The organism is Azospirillum rugosum (genome assembly GCF_017876155.1).
GTDB classification, from domain to species: Bacteria; Pseudomonadota; Alphaproteobacteria; order Azospirillales; family Azospirillaceae; genus Azospirillum; species Azospirillum rugosum.
The window spans coordinates 163339-183556 of record NZ_JAGINP010000010.1; the positions used below are offsets into that span (position 1 = coordinate 163339).

At 67.0% G+C, this 20218-nt stretch carries 21 protein-coding genes and 1 pseudogene; 9 read left to right on the forward strand and 13 right to left on the reverse strand.

The window, feature by feature from the left end:
- Window positions 1-7: 7 nt before the first annotated feature.
- Genes J2851_RS15460 through J2851_RS15470 form a run of 3 tightly spaced genes read right to left on the reverse strand, consistent with a single transcriptional unit; the run spans window position 8 to window position 2324 of the window.
- On the reverse strand, window positions 8-421 hold the full coding sequence (locus J2851_RS15460; protein WP_209767273.1) for a nuclear transport factor 2 family protein: 414 nt from the start codon (window positions 419-421) through the stop codon (window positions 8-10).
- The gene (locus J2851_RS15465; protein WP_209767274.1) at window positions 421-1479 is read right to left on the reverse strand and encodes an ornithine cyclodeaminase family protein; all 1059 of its coding nucleotides are present in this window, start codon (window positions 1477-1479) and stop codon (window positions 421-423) included. Before J2851_RS15465 ends, J2851_RS15460 begins: the two co-directional genes overlap by 1 nt.
- Before the next feature lie 5 nt (window positions 1480-1484).
- Window positions 1485-2324 (reverse strand): fumarylacetoacetate hydrolase family protein, encoded by an 840-nt coding sequence (locus J2851_RS15470; protein ID WP_209767275.1) that lies wholly within the window; start codon window positions 2322-2324, stop codon window positions 1485-1487.
- Between the two features lie 107 nt (window positions 2325-2431).
- Here J2851_RS15470 and J2851_RS15475 point away from each other — a divergent pair, with 107 nt between their 5' ends.
- Window positions 2432-3382, forward strand: coding sequence for a LysR family transcriptional regulator (locus tag J2851_RS15475; RefSeq protein ID WP_209767276.1), 951 nt, complete (start codon window positions 2432-2434; stop codon window positions 3380-3382).
- A 148-nt stretch (window positions 3383-3530) separates the two neighbouring features.
- Here J2851_RS15475 and J2851_RS15480 read toward each other — a convergent pair whose 3' ends face one another.
- Window positions 3531-4640 carry a Fic family protein gene (locus J2851_RS15480; protein ID WP_246500674.1) on the reverse strand — a complete coding sequence of 370 codons (1110 nt, stop codon included), beginning with the start codon at window positions 4638-4640 and terminating at the stop codon, window positions 3531-3533.
- Window positions 4641-4995: 355 nt separating this feature from the next.
- On the opposite strand from J2851_RS15480, the gene J2851_RS15485 reads away from it, so the two are divergent.
- Entirely contained in the window at window positions 4996-6555 is a 1560-nt protein-coding gene (locus tag J2851_RS15485) for a carbon-nitrogen hydrolase family protein (protein WP_246500675.1), read from the forward strand.
- Window positions 6552-7079 carry a hypothetical protein gene (locus J2851_RS15490; RefSeq protein ID WP_209767278.1) on the forward strand — a complete coding sequence of 176 codons (528 nt, stop codon included), beginning with the start codon at window positions 6552-6554 and terminating at the stop codon, window positions 7077-7079. Before J2851_RS15485 ends, J2851_RS15490 begins: the two co-directional genes overlap by 4 nt.
- A 5-nt stretch (window positions 7080-7084) precedes the next feature.
- Here the strand turns inward: J2851_RS15490 and J2851_RS15495 are convergent, their stop codons facing one another.
- Window positions 7085-9130, reverse strand: a complete 2046-nt coding sequence (locus J2851_RS15495; RefSeq protein WP_209767279.1) for an NAD(+) synthase — start codon at window positions 9128-9130, stop codon at window positions 7085-7087.
- Between the two features lie 135 nt (window positions 9131-9265).
- Complete coding sequence (locus tag J2851_RS15500; protein WP_209767280.1) at window positions 9266-9409, reverse strand: hypothetical protein; 144 nt, start codon at window positions 9407-9409, stop codon at window positions 9266-9268.
- Between the two features lie 85 nt (window positions 9410-9494).
- Here J2851_RS15500 and J2851_RS15505 point away from each other — a divergent pair, with 85 nt between their 5' ends.
- On the forward strand, window positions 9495-10535 hold the full coding sequence (locus J2851_RS15505) for a DUF808 domain-containing protein (RefSeq protein ID WP_209767281.1): 1041 nt from the start codon (window positions 9495-9497) through the stop codon (window positions 10533-10535).
- 48 nt (window positions 10536-10583) lie between these two features.
- Here the strand turns inward: J2851_RS15505 and J2851_RS15510 are convergent, their stop codons facing one another.
- Entirely contained in the window at window positions 10584-11375 is a 792-nt protein-coding gene (locus J2851_RS15510; protein WP_209767282.1) for a response regulator transcription factor, read from the reverse strand.
- 380 nt (window positions 11376-11755) lie between these two features.
- Here J2851_RS15510 and J2851_RS15515 point away from each other — a divergent pair, with 380 nt between their 5' ends.
- From J2851_RS15515 to J2851_RS15525, 3 genes are all read left to right on the forward strand, one after another.
- Window positions 11756-12295, forward strand: a complete 540-nt coding sequence (locus J2851_RS15515; RefSeq protein WP_343206578.1) for an MgtC/SapB family protein — start codon at window positions 11756-11758, stop codon at window positions 12293-12295.
- A 203-nt stretch (window positions 12296-12498) separates the two neighbouring features.
- On the forward strand, window positions 12499-12987 hold the full coding sequence (locus tag J2851_RS15520; protein ID WP_209767283.1) for a DUF4112 domain-containing protein: 489 nt from the start codon (window positions 12499-12501) through the stop codon (window positions 12985-12987).
- A gap of 26 nt (window positions 12988-13013) precedes the next feature.
- A complete protein-coding gene (locus J2851_RS15525) occupies window positions 13014-13511 on the forward strand; it encodes a PRC-barrel domain-containing protein (protein ID WP_246500676.1) in 498 nt (165 codons plus the stop codon).
- A 221-nt stretch (window positions 13512-13732) separates the two neighbouring features.
- Here the strand turns inward: J2851_RS15525 and J2851_RS15530 are convergent, their stop codons facing one another.
- The 3 genes and pseudogenes from J2851_RS15530 to J2851_RS15540 all read right to left on the reverse strand — a co-directional run.
- Window positions 13733-14347, reverse strand: coding sequence for a peptidoglycan-binding domain-containing protein (locus J2851_RS15530; protein WP_246500677.1), 615 nt, complete (start codon window positions 14345-14347; stop codon window positions 13733-13735).
- Between the two features lie 49 nt (window positions 14348-14396).
- Window positions 14397-14693 carry a hypothetical protein gene (locus J2851_RS15535; RefSeq protein ID WP_209767284.1) on the reverse strand — a complete coding sequence of 99 codons (297 nt, stop codon included), beginning with the start codon at window positions 14691-14693 and terminating at the stop codon, window positions 14397-14399.
- Between the two features lie 70 nt (window positions 14694-14763).
- Window positions 14764-15807: pseudogene (locus J2851_RS15540) on the reverse strand (LysR family transcriptional regulator); the annotation flags it as partial.
- Here J2851_RS15540 and J2851_RS15545 point away from each other — a divergent pair.
- Entirely contained in the window at window positions 15691-16722 is a 1032-nt protein-coding gene (locus tag J2851_RS15545; protein WP_209767285.1) for an NADP-dependent oxidoreductase, read from the forward strand. The pseudogene J2851_RS15540 and the gene J2851_RS15545 sit on opposite strands and share 117 nt — an antisense overlap.
- On the forward strand, window positions 16719-17141 hold the full coding sequence (locus J2851_RS15550; protein WP_209767286.1) for a hypothetical protein: 423 nt from the start codon (window positions 16719-16721) through the stop codon (window positions 17139-17141). Before J2851_RS15545 ends, J2851_RS15550 begins: the two co-directional genes overlap by 4 nt.
- Window positions 17142-17424: 283 nt before the next feature.
- On the opposite strand, the gene J2851_RS15555 is transcribed toward J2851_RS15550, so the two are convergent.
- The 3 genes from J2851_RS15555 to J2851_RS15565 form a co-directional block, all read right to left on the reverse strand.
- Window positions 17425-18177: an SDR family NAD(P)-dependent oxidoreductase gene (locus tag J2851_RS15555; protein ID WP_209767287.1), complete on the reverse strand. Its 753-nt coding sequence runs from the start codon at window positions 18175-18177 to the stop codon at window positions 17425-17427.
- 129 nt (window positions 18178-18306) lie between these two features.
- The gene (locus J2851_RS15560) at window positions 18307-18969 is read right to left on the reverse strand and encodes an alternative oxidase (RefSeq protein ID WP_209767288.1); all 663 of its coding nucleotides are present in this window, start codon (window positions 18967-18969) and stop codon (window positions 18307-18309) included.
- 206 nt (window positions 18970-19175) lie between these two features.
- Entirely contained in the window at window positions 19176-20141 is a 966-nt protein-coding gene (locus J2851_RS15565) for a LysR family transcriptional regulator (RefSeq protein WP_209767289.1), read from the reverse strand.
- Window positions 20142-20218 lie beyond the last annotated feature (77 nt).

Consider the following 20218-nt stretch of genomic DNA (forward strand, 5'->3'; position numbering starts at 1 on the left):
AACGCGGTCAGAACAGCGGCGGCACCTCCTTGAAGACCAGCGTCCACGCCCCGCCCTCGCGGCGGTAGCGGTCCAACCCCGACAGGAGCCGGGCCGGCTGCGGAAGCGCCGGTCCGCCGGGCTCCGCCGGTTTCGGCGCGGCCTGATACAGCAGGTCGAAGGTGACCTCGATCTCGTCGGGGCCGGTCATGCCGGCCACAGCGTTGCAGACCAGATGGCGGCCCAGCACATCGCGCGGGCGGCCATCCATGATCCGGCGCATCGCCTCGTGGCCGGTGTGCGGCGCACCCGCGCGCATCCACGTGCACGCCTCATGCACCATCCCGAGGATCTGGTCCGTCTCGTGGCGGTCCAGCAGCCAGTAGAAGCGGCGCGACATCCGCTCGCAGCACTGCAGCGCCAGTTGCTCCTGCTCCCACATCACGCCATCCCCTGCGCAAGACCCTGCGCGATACGGGGGGCGGCGACGGGCATCGCCGTCCACGTCATGCTCCCGGCCTCGGCCTCGCCCAACGGCCGGCCCAGGCCGCGTTTGCGCGCCGCACGATGCGCCGCCACAGCGATGGCCAGGTCGGACAGGCCCATGCCCATGGCCTTGAAGCAGGTGATCCGCCCCGGATTCCGGACGAACCCGTCCCCGCCCATCATCTGCCCGCCGATCAGCTGCCCAATCGTGGGAAGCGCCGCCCAGGCCGCCTCGTCGTCGCCGTAGAGCCGCTTCAGTTCGGCCGAGGCGATGCGGGCGTTCGGAACGTTGTCGACCACGATCCCATCGATCCGGTCGAACACGTCGGGCATCAGTTCGGCATTGGCCGGCAGGATGGCCCCCACGGCGTTCACGTGGGTGCCCGCGCGCAGCATCGCGCCGGTGATGAAGGGCTCCCGGGCCCGGGTGACCACGGTCAGGATCGGCGCGGCGCCGACCGCCGCCGGCAGGTCCGGCTCCGCCACGATCTCCGCCTCGAAGGCCTGACGCAGCTTCTCGCAGAAGGCCAGCTTGTTCGCCTCGGTCGGGCTGTAGACGTGGATGCGGCGCAGGGGGCGGACCGTGGACACCGCCGCGACCTGGGCAAAGGCCTGACGCCCGGTTCCTATGATCGACAGGCTGTCGGCGTCCGGCGCGGCCATGATGGCGGTGGCCAGGCCGGAAATCCCCGCCGTGCGCAGCGCGCCCAGCGTCGCGGCGTCCATGATCGCCAGGACGGCTCCGGCCCGGGTGTCGAACAGGACATAGACCGCGCGCGCGCCGGCCGGGGTGTTGATCCAGGACTTGATGCCGCCGACGCCCTGTTCGGGGTCGATCGAGCCGAGATTGTGCATGGAGGAGCGCGGCTCCCAGGTGGCGAGCACCTTGTTGAGGTTGCGCGCGCCCTGGCCGAACTCCCGCGGCAACTGGTAACGCAGCGCCTCGATTCCGGCGTTGAGCGGAACGAGCGCCGCCACCTCGGCCTCGGTCAGCCAGATCGGTTGTTCTGTCATGGTCCTTACCTCTTCTCGCCGCGCTGTTCCGCCCGGACGGTGTTGCACAGGCTGCCGATGCCCGAGATCCGCATCTCGACGGCATCGCCATCCTTCAGCCATTGGGGATCGGGTTTGCCGAAGGCGACGCCGGGCGGCGTTCCAAGGGCGATCACATCGCCCGGCCGCAGCGCCATGAAGGTGCTGAGGTAGGCGATGCAGTCCTCGACGGAAAAGATCATGTCGGTGCCGACGCCCCGCTGCCGGCCCTCGCCGTTGACCAGGGTCTCGAAGCGGAGATCGGCGGTCGGCGGCATCTCGTCGGGGGTGACGATCCAAGGGCCGATCGCGCCGGACCCATCGAAGTTCTTGCCCGGAAGGACTTGCCGGCTGTGCGTCTGCCAGTCGCGCACGCTGTTCTCGGCCATGCAGGTGTAGCCCAGCACATGGCCTGCCGCCTCGGCTGCCGGGATGTGCCGCCCGTGCCGCCCGATCACCGCCGCGAGTTCGATTTCGTAGTCGAGCTGGACGCTGGCGGCGGGCAGGATGACGTCCCGGCCCGGCCCCACCAGCGACGAGGAGTAGCGCGGGAAAACCGAGGGACGCTCGGGAATGGCCATCCCCAGCTCTTCCGCGTGGCTGCGGAAGTTCAGGCCGACGCAGATGATGCGGGCGTCCGGAAGGACCGGCGCTTCGAGAACGGCCTCGCCCAACGGCAACGTGGTGACGGGCGCGGGCGGCGCCCCGGACAGGTCGGCCAGCCCGACGCCTTCGGGCAGGACGGCAACCGTTCCCCCGCCCTCCCCGCCGGTCTCGACGAGCCCCATCCGCCCGGTGAAGGCGCCCCCCAGGAATGCGATCTTCATGGTGTTCCTCCGTTCGGAGCACAGATTGACAGGTCCACCCGCATTCGTTTAGCGCTACAAAAAAGAATGTATTTTTCTTGGTTGACGAAAAATCGCAGGGGGCACGCATGCGGGGACGCCGCCGCAAGGACAAGGACGGGAACATCCGGCTCCCGGTCCTGGCCGACTTCAGCTCGATCGAGGTCTTCGTCGCCATCATGGAGACCCGCAGCATCTCCAAGGCCGCGTCACGGCTGAACACCGCGCCCTCCGTGGTCAGCCATCGGCTCACCACCCTGGAGTCCCTGGCGCAGGTGAAGCTGTTCAACCGCACGACCCGGATCGTCTCCCCGACGGAGGCGGCGGAGCGGCTCTACCGGCACTGCATCGAGATCATCCACCGCATCGACGCCGCCGAGCAGGAGCTATGGGGCGCAAACGCGGTGTTGTCCGGCGATCTGCGCATCGCAGCACCAGTCTATTTCGGGATGCAGAGCATCGCGCCGATCCTGCCCATCTTCATCCGGCGCTATCCCGGCCTGAACGTCTCGTTGCAGCTTTCCGCCCAGGCGGCCAACCTGATTTCCGAAGGGATCGACCTCGCGATCCGCTTCCAGGGCAAGGTGGACATCAAGAACGGCGACCGGATGATCCTTGAGAACGAGCGCGTGTTCTGCGCCTCGCCCCGGTATCTGGAAGAGCATGGCACGCCGCAGGTTCCCCTGGACCTGCAGAACCATGACTGCATCTGCTCCAGCACGCCCGTGCCTTTCGCCAACTGGAGCTACCGCGAGAAGGGCGTCGCGGGCGTGATCCGCGTCCTCCCCATGATGCAGTCCGACAACGTTCTGGTCATGATCGAGGCTACGCGCCAGGGCTTGGGGATCGCGCAGCTCGGCCGCCGCGTCATCGAACCGTTTCTCGCGTCGGGCGACCTGGTTACGGTCCTCGACGCCTATGCTCCTGACCCGAATTACCTGATCGCCACCGCCCCCGACTCCAATTACATGCCCCAGAAGGCCATCGCCTTCGTCGACTTCCTTGTGGAGCATCTGGCCAAGCCGCGGGGCGTGGGCTGACGGTTCACGCCGCAAGACGCCGTAGGGCAGGTGCGGCAATCACACCGAGGAGCGGCGCAAAACCAAGTAAGGCCGCCGCTCCAAACGGGAAGCGGTGCACGGCGGAGATCCGTTCGATGGATTGGCGCAGGTGCAATGGTGGGAATTCTCAGCGCGCATCGGCCTGATCGTCCCCGATCAGGCCGCCGGGCAGAGCCGGTTCGGCGCCGAAGGGGCGGTTGATGATCCGAAGGGCCTCGACCGCAGCGAAGTGGCGGTTGCGGCGGTGTCCCGTGCGCTCCTCAAGGATCCCGGAGGCAACCAGCTGGTCAACCGCGGTGGAGGCCGCTTCGAACGTGACACCCAATATGGTCGCCAGGCGCTTGACGGTGATGACCGGGTAGTGCGGCAACACATCAAGCGCTCGCAGGGCGGCCGATGCGGATCGGAAGCGCCGGCGACCGAGCCAGACCCTGCGAAGTTCCGCTAGGGCGGCGCGCGTGATCATGAGTTCATCGACGGTCCCCAGGACGGCGTCGGCGAGGTAGCCGACAACGGCGTGCCACTCGAGGCGCTGCTGCGCCTCCTTCAGCGCAGCGTAGTAGCCGGCTTTGTGCGCCTCGATGTAAGGGGACAGGTAAAGCGGAACGTGCCCATCAGCCGCCATCATCAACGGCAGGAGCAGGCGCCCGACACGGCCGTTACCGTCGCGGAATGGATGCACCGCCTCGAAGTGAGCGTGCCCGATCGCCATGCGGGTCAGCAGCCCTTGCGTCTGCGTCTGCATTCCCCGGCACCGCAGGTACTCGACGGTTTGCGCCAGGCACTCGGGCACCAAGGCGGGTGGAGGCGGGTTGTACGTCGAATAGGCGATGTCTCCACCCCCGCCGATCCACGCGACAATCTGCCGGAGATCTCCAGGCTCATCCCGATAAGCCGCGTCGCCGCGCATGACAGCGCGGTGCAGTTCCCGCAGCAGATCGACGGTGAACACCGCTGGGCCTTGTTCCCGGGCAAGCGGCAGGAAAGCGTCAAGCGCGAGGGCGTAGTCCTTGACCTGGATGGCGGCCTCGGTCGCTTCGGCGTCCTCGGTCTCTTCGACGGACAGGAGTTCGTCCAGAGTTGAGTGCGTTCCCTCGATGCCGCTGGAGGACACCGCCTCACGTCGGGTCAGCACGCGGCTGAACAGGTACGGGTCGTTGAACTCGGCGGCGAGGGTGTCCACCCTGGCCAGAGCGCGGTTCGCCGCCTCGCTGCGCGCCAGCACCGGCGCCAGCATCACGGCGTCCTCGGGCGGGGGCAAAGGGACAACGCCGTGGTGCGCTTGGTGCGGCTTAGGCAGGCGGACCAAGCGCTCTCTGACGTGGTGGTGCAAATCCTCGCGTCGCATAGGGCTTTCTCAAAACCTTGAGCAGAAGGCACTACGGCGCCATCTTATTCAAGGTTATTCCATAATCCTTGATCAAAAAAGATCTGGGTTCTGCTGTGTTCAATGTTTCATGACCCGCTTGATGGGCAGGGCGGAGCGCGCCATTCTCCGCGCCGCGTCGGCGGTGCGCGACCAACGCGCGGCCTGATCGTCCTGTCATCGATCACGACAACGCCTCCGAAACCAAGCCGCTGCCGTGCTGTTCATGTCGGACGCCGTCACCGGCTGTTCCGATCCCCTCGCTTCGGTTTCCGACATGCACTTGGCCGATCTGTTCATTGCCCTTCGACATCGCCTGGACCAGTCCCCGGCGGAAACGGAGCGTGCAGCAAAACGCCTGGAAGCGGCGCCGGAGCAGGCGCACGGCGCGTCACGCCGTCTGGCCGCGCTTCTGGACGGCTGCGAAAGGGACGGCGATGATGGAGCCGAGGCGCTTCGGGATTGGGTCTCTTCATCCGACGAGCTGACCCCGCTCGAACGGCATGTGCTGGCGGCCCAGGCCATCGACGGGTGGTACGCGCCGTTCGCGGCGTCGCCCGCGTCGCAAGCCGCATCGTCCGCCGGGCACACGCGCGCACGACACTGGTTCAACCGCCATGGGCGCTTCAACAGCGACGCCGCGGATGGGCAGGTGATCCTGCGGCCGGGCCTGTTCGGCCGGTCGACGAACATCCGGGAAACCATGCCGCTGCGGTCATTCGACGTGGCGGACCTGTTCCAAACCCTGCTGCTGCTGCCGCCCACCCTTCCGGCGGAGCACCCCCACGATCAGGAGCGGGAGCGGACCATCGCCGTGGCGTATCGCCGGATCGTCGAGGTGGCGGATCAGTTCCCCGGTGATCCCGATTGGACGCCCACGGTCGGTGTCGTCCCGTTGGCGCTGGCCGAGGACGACATCGTCCTCCAGCCGCTTCGCCGGGACGGCGCGGATTGGTACACCGCCATCCCTCGCGATCTGGGCCCTCGCGCGGCGGCGGCCATCGACGGCTTGGCCGCCGAGGGGGCGAATTTCATTCTGTTCCCCGAGTTTGCCGCCGATGCCGCCACGCTCGACGCCATCAAGGCCGCCGTGCGCCGGCACGCGGTGGATGGCCCGATCCGCTATGTCCTCGTCGGTGTCCGGCAGGACGGCGCGCCGGGAGGCAAGCCGCGCAGCCGTGCGGTCCTGCTCGACCGCACCGGCGCCGAGATATTCTCCCAGACCAAGCTGCATTGCTGGGACCTCGATGCCGACCAGTGCCGCTCCTACGACGTGCGGGACCAGGATGGGCGGCTGCTGGACGGAGTGAAGGAATTCATCGCGCCGGGCGAGCGGGTCACCATCGTCGAACTGCCCAACATGGGACGGCTGGCGGTGATGATCTGCGAGGATCTCGACCGTGACCAGCCCTCAGCCTGGTTGTGCCGCGCGATGATGCTGGACTGGATCGTGACGCCCGTGTTCGACGCCGGCCTTACGGGAGAGCGGTGGCAGGCCCATGCGGGAGAGGAATCCTCCCGCGCCGGGTCCTGCCGCGTGGTGGTGGTCAACAGCATGGCGATGTCGCACCGCTTCAACCGCTTCTGCCGGACCGAAGGAGAGGAGGACAAGCGCATCACCGACTGCGGCGTGGCCCTGCTGTTCCAGCCGCGCGCGGATCCGGGGCAGCCGTCCCGCATCCGGCGCCTGTCGCTCGACATCGAGGCGCCGGATCCGGGCTACGTCCTCGCGCGCTGGGAGCCCCAGCGCTGGCCCGAGCTGCAAACGGCGAGGTCCTGCCCATGAGTGATTTCGCTGACGGCTCCGCGAGTGACGCGGCCATCCGTGCGCTGGCCGACGGACTGCTGGACGCCATCGACGGCGGCCGGTGGTCGGACGCCGACGCGGACCTGGAAACCCTGGCGGAGGAAGCCCTGGGCTGCATCGTTCAGGATCGTGCCGACGGCCTCGCCGCCATCGCCCGCGAAACCGCCCGCTGCCACACGGCGCTGGCCTTACGCCACGGCCTGGGCCCCGACGCGATGCACCGGCTGGGGCAACTGCGCGCCATCGGCGTCCTCGTCAACGCCGGGCGACGGTCCCGCCGTCCCCATCCTGCCGAGGCGCTCACCCGCGCAGGCACACCCACGGCGGTCGTGCTGAGCGCTTTGGACAAAGGACCGAAGTCGGGGCAGGACCTGGTCGAGACGACCGGTCTGTCGCCCGAGACGGTCGCCCGCGCGCTGCCGGACCTGCGCGCGAGCGGTCTCGTCCGTTCCTGGCCGGCGGGGCGGCTGGTGATGAACGAACGGACCGACCGCGCGCGGTAGGCGCTTTACGCCTCGGGAACCTCGCGCTCCAACTCCTCCAGCCAGATGCGGGCGTTGCCGTCCGACGGCGCGCGCCAGTCGCCGCGCGGCGACAGCGAGCCGCCCGCCGTCACCTTCGGCCCGTTGGGCATGGCGGACCGCTTGAACTGGCTGAAGCCGAAGAAACGCCGGATGAAGACACGCATCCATCCGCGGATCTCCGCCAAGTCATAGGCGCGGCGCTTCTCCACCGGGTATCCCGCTGGCCAGTCCCCACGCTCGGCGTCCGACCAGGCGTGCAGGGCGAGAAAGGCGATCTTCGACGGACGGAGGCCATAGCGAAGCGTGTAGAAAAGCGTGAAGTCCTGGAGGTCGTAGGGCCCGACGACGGACTCGGAGCTTTGCAGCGCCTGTTCGCTGTCCGCCGGAACCAGTTCGGGGGAGATCTCCGTCTTCAGGATGGCGTCCAGCGTGTCCAGGACGTCGTCCTGGAACTGGCGCGAGCCGATCACCCAGCGGATCAGATGCTGGATCAGCGACTTCGGCACGCCGGAATTGACGTTGTAATGGGACATCTGGTCGCCGACGCCGTAGGTGCACCAGCCCAGCGCCAACTCCGACAGGTCGCCGGTTCCCAGCACGATCCCGCCCTGCTGGTTGGCGAGGCGGAACAGGTAGTCGGTGCGCAGGCCCGCCTGGACATTCTCGAAGGTGATGTCGTAGACCGCCTCGCCGCGGGCGTAGGGGTGGCCCAGATCCTTGAGCATCTGGTTGGCGGCCGGGCGGATGTCGAGTTCATGGTGCGACACGCCGAGCGAGCGCATCAGGCGCAGGGCGTTGCCCTTCGTCTTCTCGCTGGTGCCGAATCCCGGCAACGTGTAGGCGAGGATGTCGGTGCGCGGCCGGCTGAGAAGGTCCATGGCACGCGCGGCGACGATCAGGGCATGGGTCGAGTCCAATCCGCCCGACACGCCGATCACCACGCGTTCGATGCCCGTTGCCCGCAGGCGCTGGACCAGCCCGGAGACCTGGATGTTGTAGGCCTCGTAGCAGTCGAGTTCCAAGCGCTCCTTCACGGCGGGGACGAAGGGGAAACGCGCGACGTTGCGTTGCAGCCCCACATCGCCCGCCGGCGGGGCGACGCGGAAGGGAACCCGGCGGAACCGGCCCGTGGTCGCGTCGTGCAGGCGCCGGTTGTCGTCGAAGCTGCCCATGCGCAGCCGCTCCTGGCGCAGCAGGTCGAGGTCGAGATCCGCGACGGCCATCTGCGCGCCCTGGGGAAAGCGGTCCGTTTCGGCCAGCGTCTCGCCGTTTTCGAAGATCGACGCCTGACCGTCCCAGGCGAGATCGGTGGTGGACTCCCCCGCTCCGGCCGACGCGTAGAGATAGGCCGCCATACAGCGGGCGGATTGGGACTTGCACAGCAGCCGGCGGGTCTCCGCCTTGCCGATGGTGATGTTGCTGGCCGATAGATTCGCCAGCACCGTGGCGCGGGCCAGCGCGGCTTCGGAACTTGGCGGCATGGCAACCCAGAGATCCTCGCAGATCTCGGCGTGGACGACGAAGCCCTCCAGATCCTCGGCCGCGAAGATCAGGTCGGGACCAAAGGGCGCCCTGTGCGCGCCGACCCGGATTTCTCCCCCTTCGGTGCCCGCGCCGGACGCGAAGTGGCGGCGTTCATAGAACTCGCGGTAGTTGGGAAGGTGCACCTTCGGCACCACGCCCAGCAGTCGGCCACGATGCACGGCGACCGCCGTGTTGTAGATGCGCCCGGCGTAGCGCAGGGGTGCGCCGACCAGGATCAGCGGCATCAGCTCGCGCGACCGCTCGACGAGGTGGTCGATGGCGTCTTCCACGGCGTCCAGCAGACAATCCTGCAGGAACAGGTCGTCGATGGCATAGCCGGACAGCGCCAGTTCGGGAAACAGCGCAAGGGCGACCGCCCGGTCGTGGCAGACCCGGACGCTGTCCAGAACGGCGTTCGCGTTCGCCATCGGAACGGCCAGCGTGCATGTGGTGGTGCAGGCGGCAACCCGCGCCATGCCGTGGCGATAAAGCGACCGGAAATCCATGGTCCGATCCAAGTCGTCAGCTTTCACAGCGCAATGCCCCCGCGTGCCATGCAATCGTCTCTGGTGACGCAAACCAGCGACTATAGCAAGTCGTCTCGCGAACGGGAGTCGCTGCGGAACCGGCCGCGTAAGTGCTCACGAGGTTGATCGGTTGGCGACGATGCGCGTGCCCTGATCCAGGTTGGTCAGCCGCTCCCCGGTTTCGTCGCAACCGGTGACCGCGTCCTGGCGCAGCGGCAGCCGGAACAGGGCGCGCAAGCTCAGGGCGGCCGCGTTCACTTGGCTGCAACAAGGTCCATCGGCGCAACAACGTCGCGGCTCCGTGTTTGTTGGAGTGGTGCATGGACGATGAGGAGCCACTTCCTTGAGCACAGGACTGATCGCACTGCTTGACGACGTGGTTGGCTTGACGAAAGTCGCCGCCGCTTCTCTGGACGATGCCGCCGGGCAGGCCGCGCGGGCGGGAGCCAAAGCCGCCGGGGTGGTGGTCGATGACGCTGCGGTCACGCCGCGCTACGTCGTCGGCTTCACCGCGGATCGGGAGTTGCCGATCATCGGCAAGATCGCCCTGGGTTCCTTGAAGAACAAGCTGGTGCTGCTGTTGCCAGCGGCTTTGATTCTGAGCCTCGTGGCACCCTGGGCCATCACGCCGCTGTTGATGCTGGGCGGTGCCTTCCTCTGCTACGAAGGGGCGGAAAAGGTCTACGAGGCCGTCTGGCCGCACGCGGCCCATCATAGTCCTGGTGGCGAGGCCGCGCCCGCCCAGCAGACGAGCCAGCAGTTCGAAGACGCGAAGGTGAGCAGTGCGATCAAGACAGACCTGATCCTGTCCGCCGAAATCATGGCGATCACCCTGTCCACGGTCGCCGCGGAGACCTCCTCCTTCTGGACGCAGGCGCTGATCCTGGGCATTGTCGGGGCCGGCATCACCGTTGTGGTCTACGGCGCGGTGGCCCTGATCGTGAAAGCTGACGACGCCGGCATTTCCCTGGCGCAGAACGACCGGCCCGTCTCCAGCCTCCTCGGACTGCGGCGGTTGGCCGCCGGTGCGCCGAGCGGGGCGGATCGGGCGCTGCGTCCGCTGACGCAGGGGCTGGGCCGCGGTCTTGTCTACGGTATGCCCGTGTTCCTGAAGCTGCTCAGCCTCGTCGGCACCGCCGCGATGCTCTGGGTCGGCGGCGGCATCATCATCCATGGGCTCGAGGGCTACGGGCTGGCGGAGATCGGCCACGCGGTTGAGGAGGCCGCCGCGGCGGTCGGCCATGCCATGCCGGCGGGCGCCGCGGTGGTGGAGTGGCTGGTCGCCGCGGCGGTGGCCGGCGTGGTTGGCCTCATCCTCGGCGCAATGCTGATCCCGCTGGTCCACCACGTCGCCATGCCGATCTTCGCGACGCTGAGACGGTGACGAGGCCCGGTCAAGGCAACCGACCCGACGCGCGGTTTTCCCGTCCTGTCAGGCGGCGGCGGGCACCGCTTCGTCGTCGCCGTCACCGGCCACGGCAATCGGAGTGCTGTTCCAGCGATAGCCGAAGCCGGGGTAATTGGAGATGCCGTCGAATTCAGCATCGACCGCGCGGAACTTCGCCCGGATGCGCTTGATGAAGGCGCGCACGTTCGCCCGATAGCCGTTGCTGCCGTACCCGGCCATGAAACCTTGCCCGTGCACGAGGTCGTAGATTTCACGGTAGGACACGTCGCTCTCCAGTCGGTTGACCAGCAGGGCGACCATGTTGAACTCGGTCAACGTAAGATCGACGCGGGTTCCCTTCCAGAAGGCACGCCCCTGGGCCACGCGCAGTTCCAGGTCTCCATGGATTTGAACCTGCGCCTCGCTCTCAACCGGCTCTGAGGCGTCGCTGGGGCTGCCCTTGGTGCCATCGAGGACCAGCGCCATCCGCTTCAGGAGGATCGGCAGCCGGCGCGACTTGCCGATGTAATCGAGAGCGCCGTGCGCCAGTGCGATCTCTTCGTCGCGGTCTTCAGCCTCTTCGGCCAGGCAAATGACCGGGGCGCCGATCCCGCAAGAGTTCACCTGCCGCAGGAGCGTGGCGGCCGCCATGCCGGGCGCGTTCCAGTCGAGCAGAAGGAGATCGGCCTCGCCACCTCGCGTCAGGTACTCCAGCGCGGCCTCGCCACGGTCGAACGACCGCACATCATACCCCTCTTCCGCCAAGCTGCGGCCCAACGATTCACGGTGGCCATCATCCGCTTCGACCAGAGCCACCCGGGCAATGACCTCGGCCATGCGCGCCGTGCTGTGATTGACCGACGAATCGCTGGGAAGAGAGTGAACGTTCACTGATCCGGTCCTCGCTGCGGTTGCAGGAAACTGAGCGGTCATCGGCCGCGTCAGGGAGGGGCATTTCTGGGACGGTATGGTTAACGCAGCGTAAAAATGCCCTTCACCCTGCACCTCTGGACAGGCATCGCCCAGGGATCCGGACGAAGGCGGCACCGCCACCGTTTCAGGCGGTTTCCCGAGAGAGCCGTTGCGGCCCACGACGACCGAACTCCGGGTTTTCCCAAGGAACGGCCGGTGCCGGGCACCTGTTGTCGCCCTTCCGGAGGTTGACGCAAGACGGACGGGCCGTGTCGGAGCGGCCGATTTTCTGGAGGAGAAACGCTGTGGCTTTGTGGCTGGGAGAGACGATCATATCGTTTGAAGAAATCCTGCTGCGGTTCGGCCTCGCCTCCCTTTTCGGACTGCTGCTCGGCTTGGACCGCGAAGTCCGGGGCATCTCGGCGGGCGTTCGAACGCACATGTTGGTGGCCCTCAGTTCGGCTGTTACGATGCTGTTCGCGCTCGAGTTGTTCGAAGAACTCTCCGTGCGGGGAGAAAGCGATCCCGATCCAACGCGGGCCATCCAAGGGCTGGCGCAAGCCATCGGCTTCCTGTGCGCCGGCGTGATCTTTGTCGCGCGGGGCAGCGTGCGCGGCCTGACCACAGCCGCGAGCCTGTGGATGACCAGCGCCATCGGCATGGCCGCGGGAGCCGGGCAGTACAAGATCGCCCTCGCCGCCATCCTCTATGCGGTCGCCATCGTGAGCGTCATGTGGCTGGTGATGCGGAAGAAACCTGTTCCCGGCACGGCCCTCCCGGAGGAGGCCGACCGGAAGCAAGGCTCCGGCCACCCTGCCCCATCGCACCGCGCCGACGGGGCGTGAGCGAAGCTGATAGCCCCGCTGCGCAGGGGTTCATCGCTCCCTTGTCGGACGTCCTATGACGGAGGTCTTGCAGCGGCGGCGAGTCCGGACCATCTGTGCGGTGATGGCTCCGGGCCCCTCTGGCGATTCACCGGCTACGGATCGCGATGTCGGAGCCCTTCACCTGCGCGGGCGGCGTTCCGCCCCACATCTGGAGGGTTCACGTGACCACCACGTCTTTTTTCTCCGCCTTTGCCACCCGGCACACCGCCGACGCCGGGAGGGCGCGTCAGAATGCATGGGCGCGGCTTCAGTGGCTTGCCAGCGTGATGGACAGCGCTGTGCGCATTCCCGGCACGTCCATCACTCTTGGCGCCGACGCGGTGCTCGGGCTCGTGCCCGGCGTCGGCAATCTCGTGACCACCGCCGTTTCGGGATATCTGGTCCACGAAGCGTGGCGCCTTGGCGTTCCCCGTCGAACGCTCGCGCGCATGATCGGCAACGTCGCGCTGGACAGCGCCATCAGCGCCGTCCCGGTCGTCGGCAACATGGCCGACGTCTTTTGGAAGGCCAACCGGAAGAACATGGCGATTTTGGCCGAGCATCTCGGCCCCGAGCGTTTCGACCACGAGCATTTCGGCCCCGAGCATTTCGGCCATAACCACCCATCTTCCCCGCCGGTTCTGGATGGCGAGTGGCGTCGGGTCGCCTGACCTGAAAACGGCACGGGCGGCCGATCATGGAACTCTTCATGCGCCGGCCGCATGACGGAACGCAAGCCGCCCGGAACAGGCCCTGCACGCTCCTGTTGTTGGATGGCAAACAGCGCATGGGTACCGCGATGAAGAGCATCCTTTCCATAGCGACAGCCGCTCTCATTCTGGGGGCAGCCGGTTCAGGGCTTGCGCAGCAAAGCGCCGCCGTTCCCGGTGCGGCCAACGAGTACCGGGAGGTCAACGACGACAACGTCATGGTCCCCGGCCTCAACCTCACCGTCGGCCAGCTGGACGATATGAATATTCTCGGGGCTGGCGACACCAAGTTCGGTGAAGTCGAAGAGGTCTTGATGAACTCCGCTGGGCAGCCGGTCGCTCTGGTCGTGGACCTGGAACGCAGCGTGGGCATCGGCGACAAGGATGTCATCGTCGGCCTGGATCAACTGCGCGCTGATGGCCGAAACCTCATCACCGGCCTATCCAGCGCCCAGCTCGGCGCCCTGCCGACATGGGATGATTGAGCGGACTGGTCCGGTTGCGACCTCTTTGGACCTCAATCCAACCCATCCGCCGGGATGTCGGGCAGGTCCACCGTCCGGCGCGACGTTGGAGATCAGCGAAAGCGTACGTTATCGTGTAAACTTGCGGCGCTCAGGCATCAAAGCCTGTAGCGCCGCCGTTTACGAGCAATAACGTCTAGAGATAGTGGGATTGCCCCGGGCATCGCTCCTCCGTCTTTGACTTACTGAGGCTGGGTTCCAGTGCTGCCGCTGGTGCCGGACGGGTTTACGCTCGGTTGCTCGCTGCTGCCCGCCTGACCGTTGTTGCCGGGGCTTCCGTTCAGGTTGAGAGCGGCCGTGGTCTGGGAATCCAAACGGCCGGTCGCGTTCAGGCCGTTGCTCTGTTGGAACCGCCGCAGGGCTTGCCGGGTGTTCGGGCCCCACAGGCCATCGACCGCGATGTCATCCCCATCATTTCGATCGTTCAGCGCCTGTTGGACCTCGCGAACCCGCTCCGGGCTGGGCGCCTGGGTCGATACCGCGGAGCGGCTGCCCGATTGGCTGGCGGATGGGCTCGACGCCGCGTCCGTGACTCTTGAAGCCCCTTGATCGGTCAAACGGTCGGCCTTGGTGCCCAACCCTTCATCCAGAGTCGATCCCCCGGCAGCTCCGGCGACCCCGCCGACAACCGCGCCGACCGGACCGCCGACGACCGCTCCGGCAACGGCGCCGCCGCCTGCGCCCGTGGCCGTCCGTGACGTGTCGGTGCTGCCGCACCCGCCGACCGCCAAGGCCAGGCCGACAAACGCTGGAAGCAACGGAGTTTTGGGCATGGGAACATTGAATATGCTGCGCATGGGAACCTCCGGTTCAGGGTGGCCGAACGGTTCTGCGCAACGCGCCGGCTCAACCACACGGTTGCAACCGGACAGGCGGCGCGGAAATCGGGCCACACAGCAAACAGTTGACGACCCGAAAAGTGGTTCCCTCGCGCAGGTCGGAGACCAGCTTGGGGCTGAGAATGTCGTTTATGAGGACTCCGGAAAGGAATGTGCGCTCCGGCTTGAACCGCGCCGGGTTTCCCGAAGACCGGTTCGTTTGGGTCACGCCGCCATGGCGATGTCCTCGGTCAGCACTTTCGTTCGCTTGGCGCACCTCGCGGTTCTCACACTCCAGCGCCTTGATCCGCTCCTGCTCGTCCATCGTCGGCCCCGGCCGCGCGCAGATGCTCCAGAAAAGCCCGTACGGCGGGGTTGGTGCGCCGGCTGGACGGCCACAGCGCGTTGATGGTCTCCCGTTCCACGGCAAAGTTGCCGAGTACCGGGACCAACTCACCGCGGGCAACATAGGGGGCGGCAATAAAGGAAGCGCTGATGCCGATGCCGCCACCCGCAACGAGCGTTGCTATCACGGCTTCGCTGGCATCGACGATGATGCTTGACGCGGGCTCGATCTCGATCTCGCGCTCGCCGATCCGAAACGGCCAGCGAAAGGTTTGCCCGCTGCTCTGATACCTTAGATTGACGGTATTGTGCGCTGCCAGTTCGTCCGGGTGTGCCGGCGTACCACGCGCAGCCAGATAGGCGGGCGATGCGAAAGCGCAGAGCCGCAACGGGGCCAGCCGACGGGCCAAAAGACCTGTGTCCGCGAGTTTGCCGATGCGGACTGCGATATCGATCCCTTGTTCGACAATGTCGACCAGTCGGTCGTCGAGCCGAAGGTCGATCGTCACCTTCGGATGGCGTTCACAGAATGCGGGCAAGGCGGGCGCGATCAGGTGGAGCCCGATCGGCAGGGACGCCGCAATCCGCAAGGTGCCGGTTGGCTCGGCCCGAACGGCTTTCGCGGCCTGTTCGATCTCCTCCGCATCGCGCAATAGCCTTACGGCGCGCTCATGCAACTCGCGGCCTTCGGGCGTCAGCGTCAGGGAGCGGGTGGTCCGGGTGAAGAGGGAAACGCCCAGTTGCTGTTCGAGGCGTTGCACGCTCTTGCTGACCGCCGAAGGCGAAATGGCGAGCGCGCGGGCGGCAGCGGTGAAGCTGCCCAGCGATCCGGCGCGCGCGAATGCGATCAGCCCGGTCAGCCTTTCGAGTACAATTTGTTCCTTCATGGCACAAGTAAAGCGAATTACACCGCCATTATCAACCTCGTGCCGCACACGCATCTTGTCGCTCAGTTGATACGCTCGATGGAGGATTTTATGAGCGATGTGATGAAAGCGATTCGCCTGCACGCGTTCGGTGGCCCCGACGTGCTGGTCTATGAGGATGCTCCAAGGCCGGAGCTCAAGGCGGGCGAGGTGCTCGTCCGGGTTCATGCCGTCGGCCTCAATCCGCCCGACTGGTATCTGCGCGAGGGCTATAAAATGCTCCCGCCCGAATGGCGGCCGAAGGTCTCGTTCCCGATCATCCCGGGAACCGACATCTCGGGCGTCGTCGACGCGGTCGCCGACGACGTGCAGGGCTTCGCCGCCGGGGACGAAGTCTATGCGATGGTGCGCTTCCCCGTCGGTCTGGCCGGCGAAAGCAGCGCCTATGCGGAATACGTTGCCGTCCCGGCGACGGAACTTGCCCTAAAGCCGGCCGGCATCGACCATGTGCACGCGGCCGCGGCGCCGATGTCTCTCCTGACCGCGTGGCAGTTTCTGATCGACCTCGGGCACAACGAGCAGAACCCGCTGCAGCCACGCCAGCATGAACCGGTGCCGCTTGCGGGAAAGACAGTTCTCGTCAACGGCGCGGCGGGCGGGGTCGGCCATTTTCTGGTGCAGCTGGCGAAGTGGCGGGGCGCGCGCGTCATCGCGGTCGCGTCCGGAAGCAATAAGGCCTTTCTGCACGACCTCGGCGCCGATGAGGTCATTGACTATGGCAAGATCGCTGCCGAGGATGTCGTTCGCGGTCTCGACCTTGTGGTCGACGCGGTCGGCGGCCCAAGGACCGGACGCTTCCTGCCGACACTGAAGCGGGGCGGCGCTCTGTTCCCTATTTTCCCGCTCGGCTTTGATGGCAGGGGCGAGGCGGACAGGTTCGGCGTCACCGTGTCCACGACTCAGGTTCGCTCGAACGGCGCTCAGCTTGCGGAAATTGCGCCCCTTCTGGACAGCGGCACGATCCGCGTTGCCATCGACAGCCGCTTTGCCCTCGCCGAGGCTGGGAAGGCCCACGAGCGCGCCGCCGCTGGCCACATTCGTGGCAAGATCGTGCTCACGGTAGCGCAGGGAAAACAGCCGTGAGTGCCGCGGCGAAGCTCCCTCAGGGTACAACGGCGTGGTTCGAGATGGTGGGCACGCTGATGTGCGCCGCCGCATCCCGGGCCGGCTTTGCACCGGATCTGAATTGGTCGCTCGTGGAGCGCTACAGCGACGGCGTGACACTGCCGAACGGGCGCATTCAAGGCATTCGCTTCGCCATCGTAAATGGCGCACCGTCATTCGACGTCGGCGTGGACAAGGACGAGCGGGGCGATGTCACCATCGAAGTAAGCGCCGCCGCCGCCCGCGAGCTGAATCTGATTTGCACCGCCGACCCGGCCTACGTCATCGCGCGCGACCGGGCCACGCGATTGAGGCAAATCCGGGTGAATGGCGATCTATCGCCGATGGCTGATTGGCTCGATGCAATCCACGATTCAATTGTTGACCATACAGGCTGAGAGCGTGCTTCAGCGTGTTCCAGCGGGGCGCCTGCAGCGACAGGGAGGGCAGCCGTTCCGCTGCTCCGATGGTTTCCCGATGCCGCCAGCGCCGCCAGGTTTGCGACGGTTTCGTAGGACTAAAGCGGCGTCATCCCGCCATCCTCGCTGGCGAGGAACAGGGCGGCACGCGCCAGATCCCCGGGACGGCCGAGGCGGCATCGCGCATCAGGGGAAGCGCCTTGGTGACCCCCGTGACTCCGCGCCTGACGCCCCCGAGCAGGAGCGTCAGGCGACTTTGCCCTCAGCCGACGGTGTAGCCGCCGTCGACCACCAGCTCCTGCCCGTAGATGTTCCTTGCCTCGTCCGAGGCGAGGAACAGCGCCGCGTCGGCAATGCTCTGCGGAGCGCCGAAGGCGCCCGGGAACAGGCGGGCGGTGACGTTGGCCGCCACTTGACCGAGCACGTCCTCGGGAAGGCCGACCTTGCTCCAGATCGGGGTGGCGATCGGACCGGGGGCCACGGCGTTCACCCGGATGCCCTGCGGCGCCAGCTCCGCGGCCAGCGTTTTCGTGGCGGAACTGATCGCCGCCTTGCTGGCGCTGTAGATCGCCAAGCCCGGAAAGCCGACCTGGACCAGGAACGTGGTGATGAAGACGATGGACCCGTTGCGGCGGATGGACGGCAGGAACAGGCGCGCGGTCTGGAGCGCGCCGACGACGTTGACCGAGAACTGGTCGTGGATGGCGTCCTCGTTACTGTCGGCGAAGGGCACGACCTTGGCGACGCCGGCGTTCGGCACCACGACGTCCACGCCTCCGAAGCGCGCGGTCGTTTCCCGGACCAGACGCTCCAGGTCGGCGCGCACGGTCACGTCGCCGGCGACGGCCAGCACCCGGTCCGGAGCCCGGGCGGCGAGGTCCCGCAGGGCCTCGGCGTCGCGCGCGAACACGGCGACCTTGGCGCCTTCGTCGAGGAACCGTTCGACGATGGACCGGCCGATCCCCGAACTGGCGCCGGTGACGACGGCCACACGATTGTCCAGACGCTGCGTCATGGTCTTTTCCTTATGAAATGCGGTGGGGGATCGGTCGGAAGCGTTCCGCCGATGGTTCAGGCGGTGGTTCGGGCGATGGTTCGGGCGCAGGAAAGGCAAGCCCGTCCGAGGAGGGTGACTCTTTTCCGGTCAGGCGGCCTTGCGCGGCTCGTCCCGGCGGTCGGCATCGGCGGACGGCTGGCCCGCCAGCGTGTCGGCGAAGCCGTGGTTCACGTCGCGGTGGTTGGCCTCGTCGTTGCGGACGGCGAGCACGACGTCGCGCAGCGTGGCGGTTTCCGGCAGCTTCCAATAGTCGATGGCGAGGCGCGGGGCCGGCGGGTTCGCGTGCCGGCCGGCGTCGATTTCGGCGAGATAGCCGGTGTAGCTGACGACCGCTTCCTCTTCGAAATAGCCGACCACGCGGTGGGCCGTCTTCGGCGAGATCAGGTACAGCAGGAAGAAGGCGTTGTAGAAGGCACCCTGGGTCAGCAGGATCAGGACGCGTTCCAGCCAGTTCGGCTTCGCCACCTCGACGAAGGTCATGAGGTGCATGCGCTCGTTCTCCGCCTCGTCGAGCAGGGTGTGAATCCAGCCACGGTCGTGCTGCATGCGGCGCAGGCAGCGCAGATGCTGCAGCGTCGCGCCGACCATGCCGGGAACCGCCGCCACCGTTTCCAGCACGATGGCGCGATGCCCATAGCGCTTGGCGAAGAAGGTGTCGGCCAGCAGGCGCAACGCCTTGGTGAAGCCCAACGCGACACGGTCGCCAAGGTCGCGGGGCGTGTGATGCGTGGTGAGGATGAACGTCGCCATGTTGGATCTCCTGTGTCCGGACGCCGGTGCGGTCGCCGATGGCGGTCCGCCGCCTGCTTGCCGGGCCTTCGTTACCGCCCGGTCGATCGCAGCGCCGGCGTGCGGCGTTTGATGTCGTGGGATGAACATGCGCCGAAAATGCATCTTTTAGAATGGACAGATTGTCGCACCCCGCTGCACGCTTTCGCCCCGCGGCGACGGTCAGGTCAATCCTGGGAAGGCGACGGTTCGCCGACCGCGCGCGCGAAAGCGGCGGACGCGCTGTCGAACGGGTTCAGCCACTCGCGATGCCGGGCGAAATGCACGGCCAGCAGGTCGATGAAGGTCCGCACCTTGGTGGACAGGTGGTCACGGTGCGGGTAGATGGCGTTGATGGCGAACTCCAGCGGGCGATAGGTCGGCAGCAGCTGGCGCAGGGCGCCGCTGCGCAGGTCGTCCAGCACGATGAAGCTCGGCAGCAGCAGCAACCCCTCGCCGCTCAGCGCGACCAGCCGCATTGTCTCCCCGCTGTTGGTCACCAGATTGCCGGACACCCGCACGGACACATCCGTCTTGTCCGGCCCTGTGAAGCGCCAATCGTTGCCGAACGGGTAATGGCTGTAGCGCAGGCAATTGTGCCGGGCCAGCTCCTCCAGGCTCTGCGGCACCCCGTGCTTCTCCAGATAGGCCGGCGCCGCGCACAGCACGTGCCGCCAGGGCGTCAGCCGCCGGCAGATCAGGCTCGCGTTCTGCGGCTGCAAGGGGTGCACCGCCAGATCGAACCCCTCGTCCACGATGTCCACCGAAGCCTCGCCGATGGTCAGCTCCACGGACACCGCCGGGTACCGCGCGACGAAGTCGCTGATCGCCGGCGCGATGAAGCGCGCCAGGTGGGTGCCGACGTGCAGGCGCAGCGTTCCCCGGGGCGTCGCGTTCAGCGCCACGGCCAGTTCGTCGGCGGCCTCAAGCTCCGCAAGGATGCCGACGCAACGGTCGTAGTAGGCCCGCCCGGCGTCGGTCAGGCTGACCCGCCGCGTGGTCCGGTTCAGCAAGCGGACCGCCAGCCGGTCCTCCAGCGCCTGGACGTGGTTGCTGACCATGGTGACGGACAGGTTCAGGCGCCGCGCCGCCGCGGAAAAGCCGCCGCACTCCACCACCCGCACAAAGGCCGTCAGGCTCGTCAGCCGGTCCACGCGTCCTCCGCTTCGCCGTTCCGGCCCGATTATCCACCCAGGCTGGATAAACTTTCCAGACTTTCCGGAATTCTCAC

What these genes read in the sequence shown, in the direction of transcription:
- J2851_RS15460 (WP_209767273.1), bottom strand. Translation starts at nt 421, where the DNA reads ATGTGGGAGCAGGAGCAACTGGCGCTGCAGTGCTGCGAGCGGATGTCG.
- J2851_RS15465 (WP_209767274.1), bottom strand. Translation starts at nt 1,479, where the DNA reads ATGACAGAACAACCGATCTGGCTGACCGAGGCCGAGGTGGCGGCGCTC.
- J2851_RS15470 (WP_209767275.1), bottom strand. Translation starts at nt 2,324, where the DNA reads ATGAAGATCGCATTCCTGGGGGGCGCCTTCACCGGGCGGATGGGGCTC.
- J2851_RS15475 (WP_209767276.1), top strand. Translation starts at nt 2,432, where the DNA reads ATGCGGGGACGCCGCCGCAAGGACAAGGACGGGAACATCCGGCTCCCG.
- J2851_RS15480 (WP_246500674.1), bottom strand. Translation starts at nt 4,640, where the DNA reads ATGCTGGCGCCGGTGCTGGCGCGCAGCGAGGCGGCGAACCGCGCTCTG.
- J2851_RS15485 (WP_246500675.1), top strand. Translation starts at nt 4,996, where the DNA reads ATGTCGGACGCCGTCACCGGCTGTTCCGATCCCCTCGCTTCGGTTTCC.
- J2851_RS15490 (WP_209767278.1), top strand. Translation starts at nt 6,552, where the DNA reads ATGAGTGATTTCGCTGACGGCTCCGCGAGTGACGCGGCCATCCGTGCG.
- J2851_RS15495 (WP_209767279.1), bottom strand. Translation starts at nt 9,130, where the DNA reads ATGGATTTCCGGTCGCTTTATCGCCACGGCATGGCGCGGGTTGCCGCC.
- J2851_RS15510 (WP_209767282.1), bottom strand. Translation starts at nt 11,375, where the DNA reads ATGGCCGAGGTCATTGCCCGGGTGGCTCTGGTCGAAGCGGATGATGGC.
- J2851_RS15525 (WP_246500676.1), top strand. Translation starts at nt 13,014, where the DNA reads ATGGAACTCTTCATGCGCCGGCCGCATGACGGAACGCAAGCCGCCCGG.
- J2851_RS15530 (WP_246500677.1), bottom strand. Translation starts at nt 14,347, where the DNA reads ATGCGCAGCATATTCAATGTTCCCATGCCCAAAACTCCGTTGCTTCCA.
- J2851_RS15535 (WP_209767284.1), bottom strand. Translation starts at nt 14,693, where the DNA reads ATGGACGAGCAGGAGCGGATCAAGGCGCTGGAGTGTGAGAACCGCGAG.
- J2851_RS15545 (WP_209767285.1), top strand. Translation starts at nt 15,691, where the DNA reads ATGAGCGATGTGATGAAAGCGATTCGCCTGCACGCGTTCGGTGGCCCC.
- J2851_RS15555 (WP_209767287.1), bottom strand. Translation starts at nt 18,177, where the DNA reads ATGACGCAGCGTCTGGACAATCGTGTGGCCGTCGTCACCGGCGCCAGT.
- J2851_RS15560 (WP_209767288.1), bottom strand. Translation starts at nt 18,969, where the DNA reads ATGGCGACGTTCATCCTCACCACGCATCACACGCCCCGCGACCTTGGC.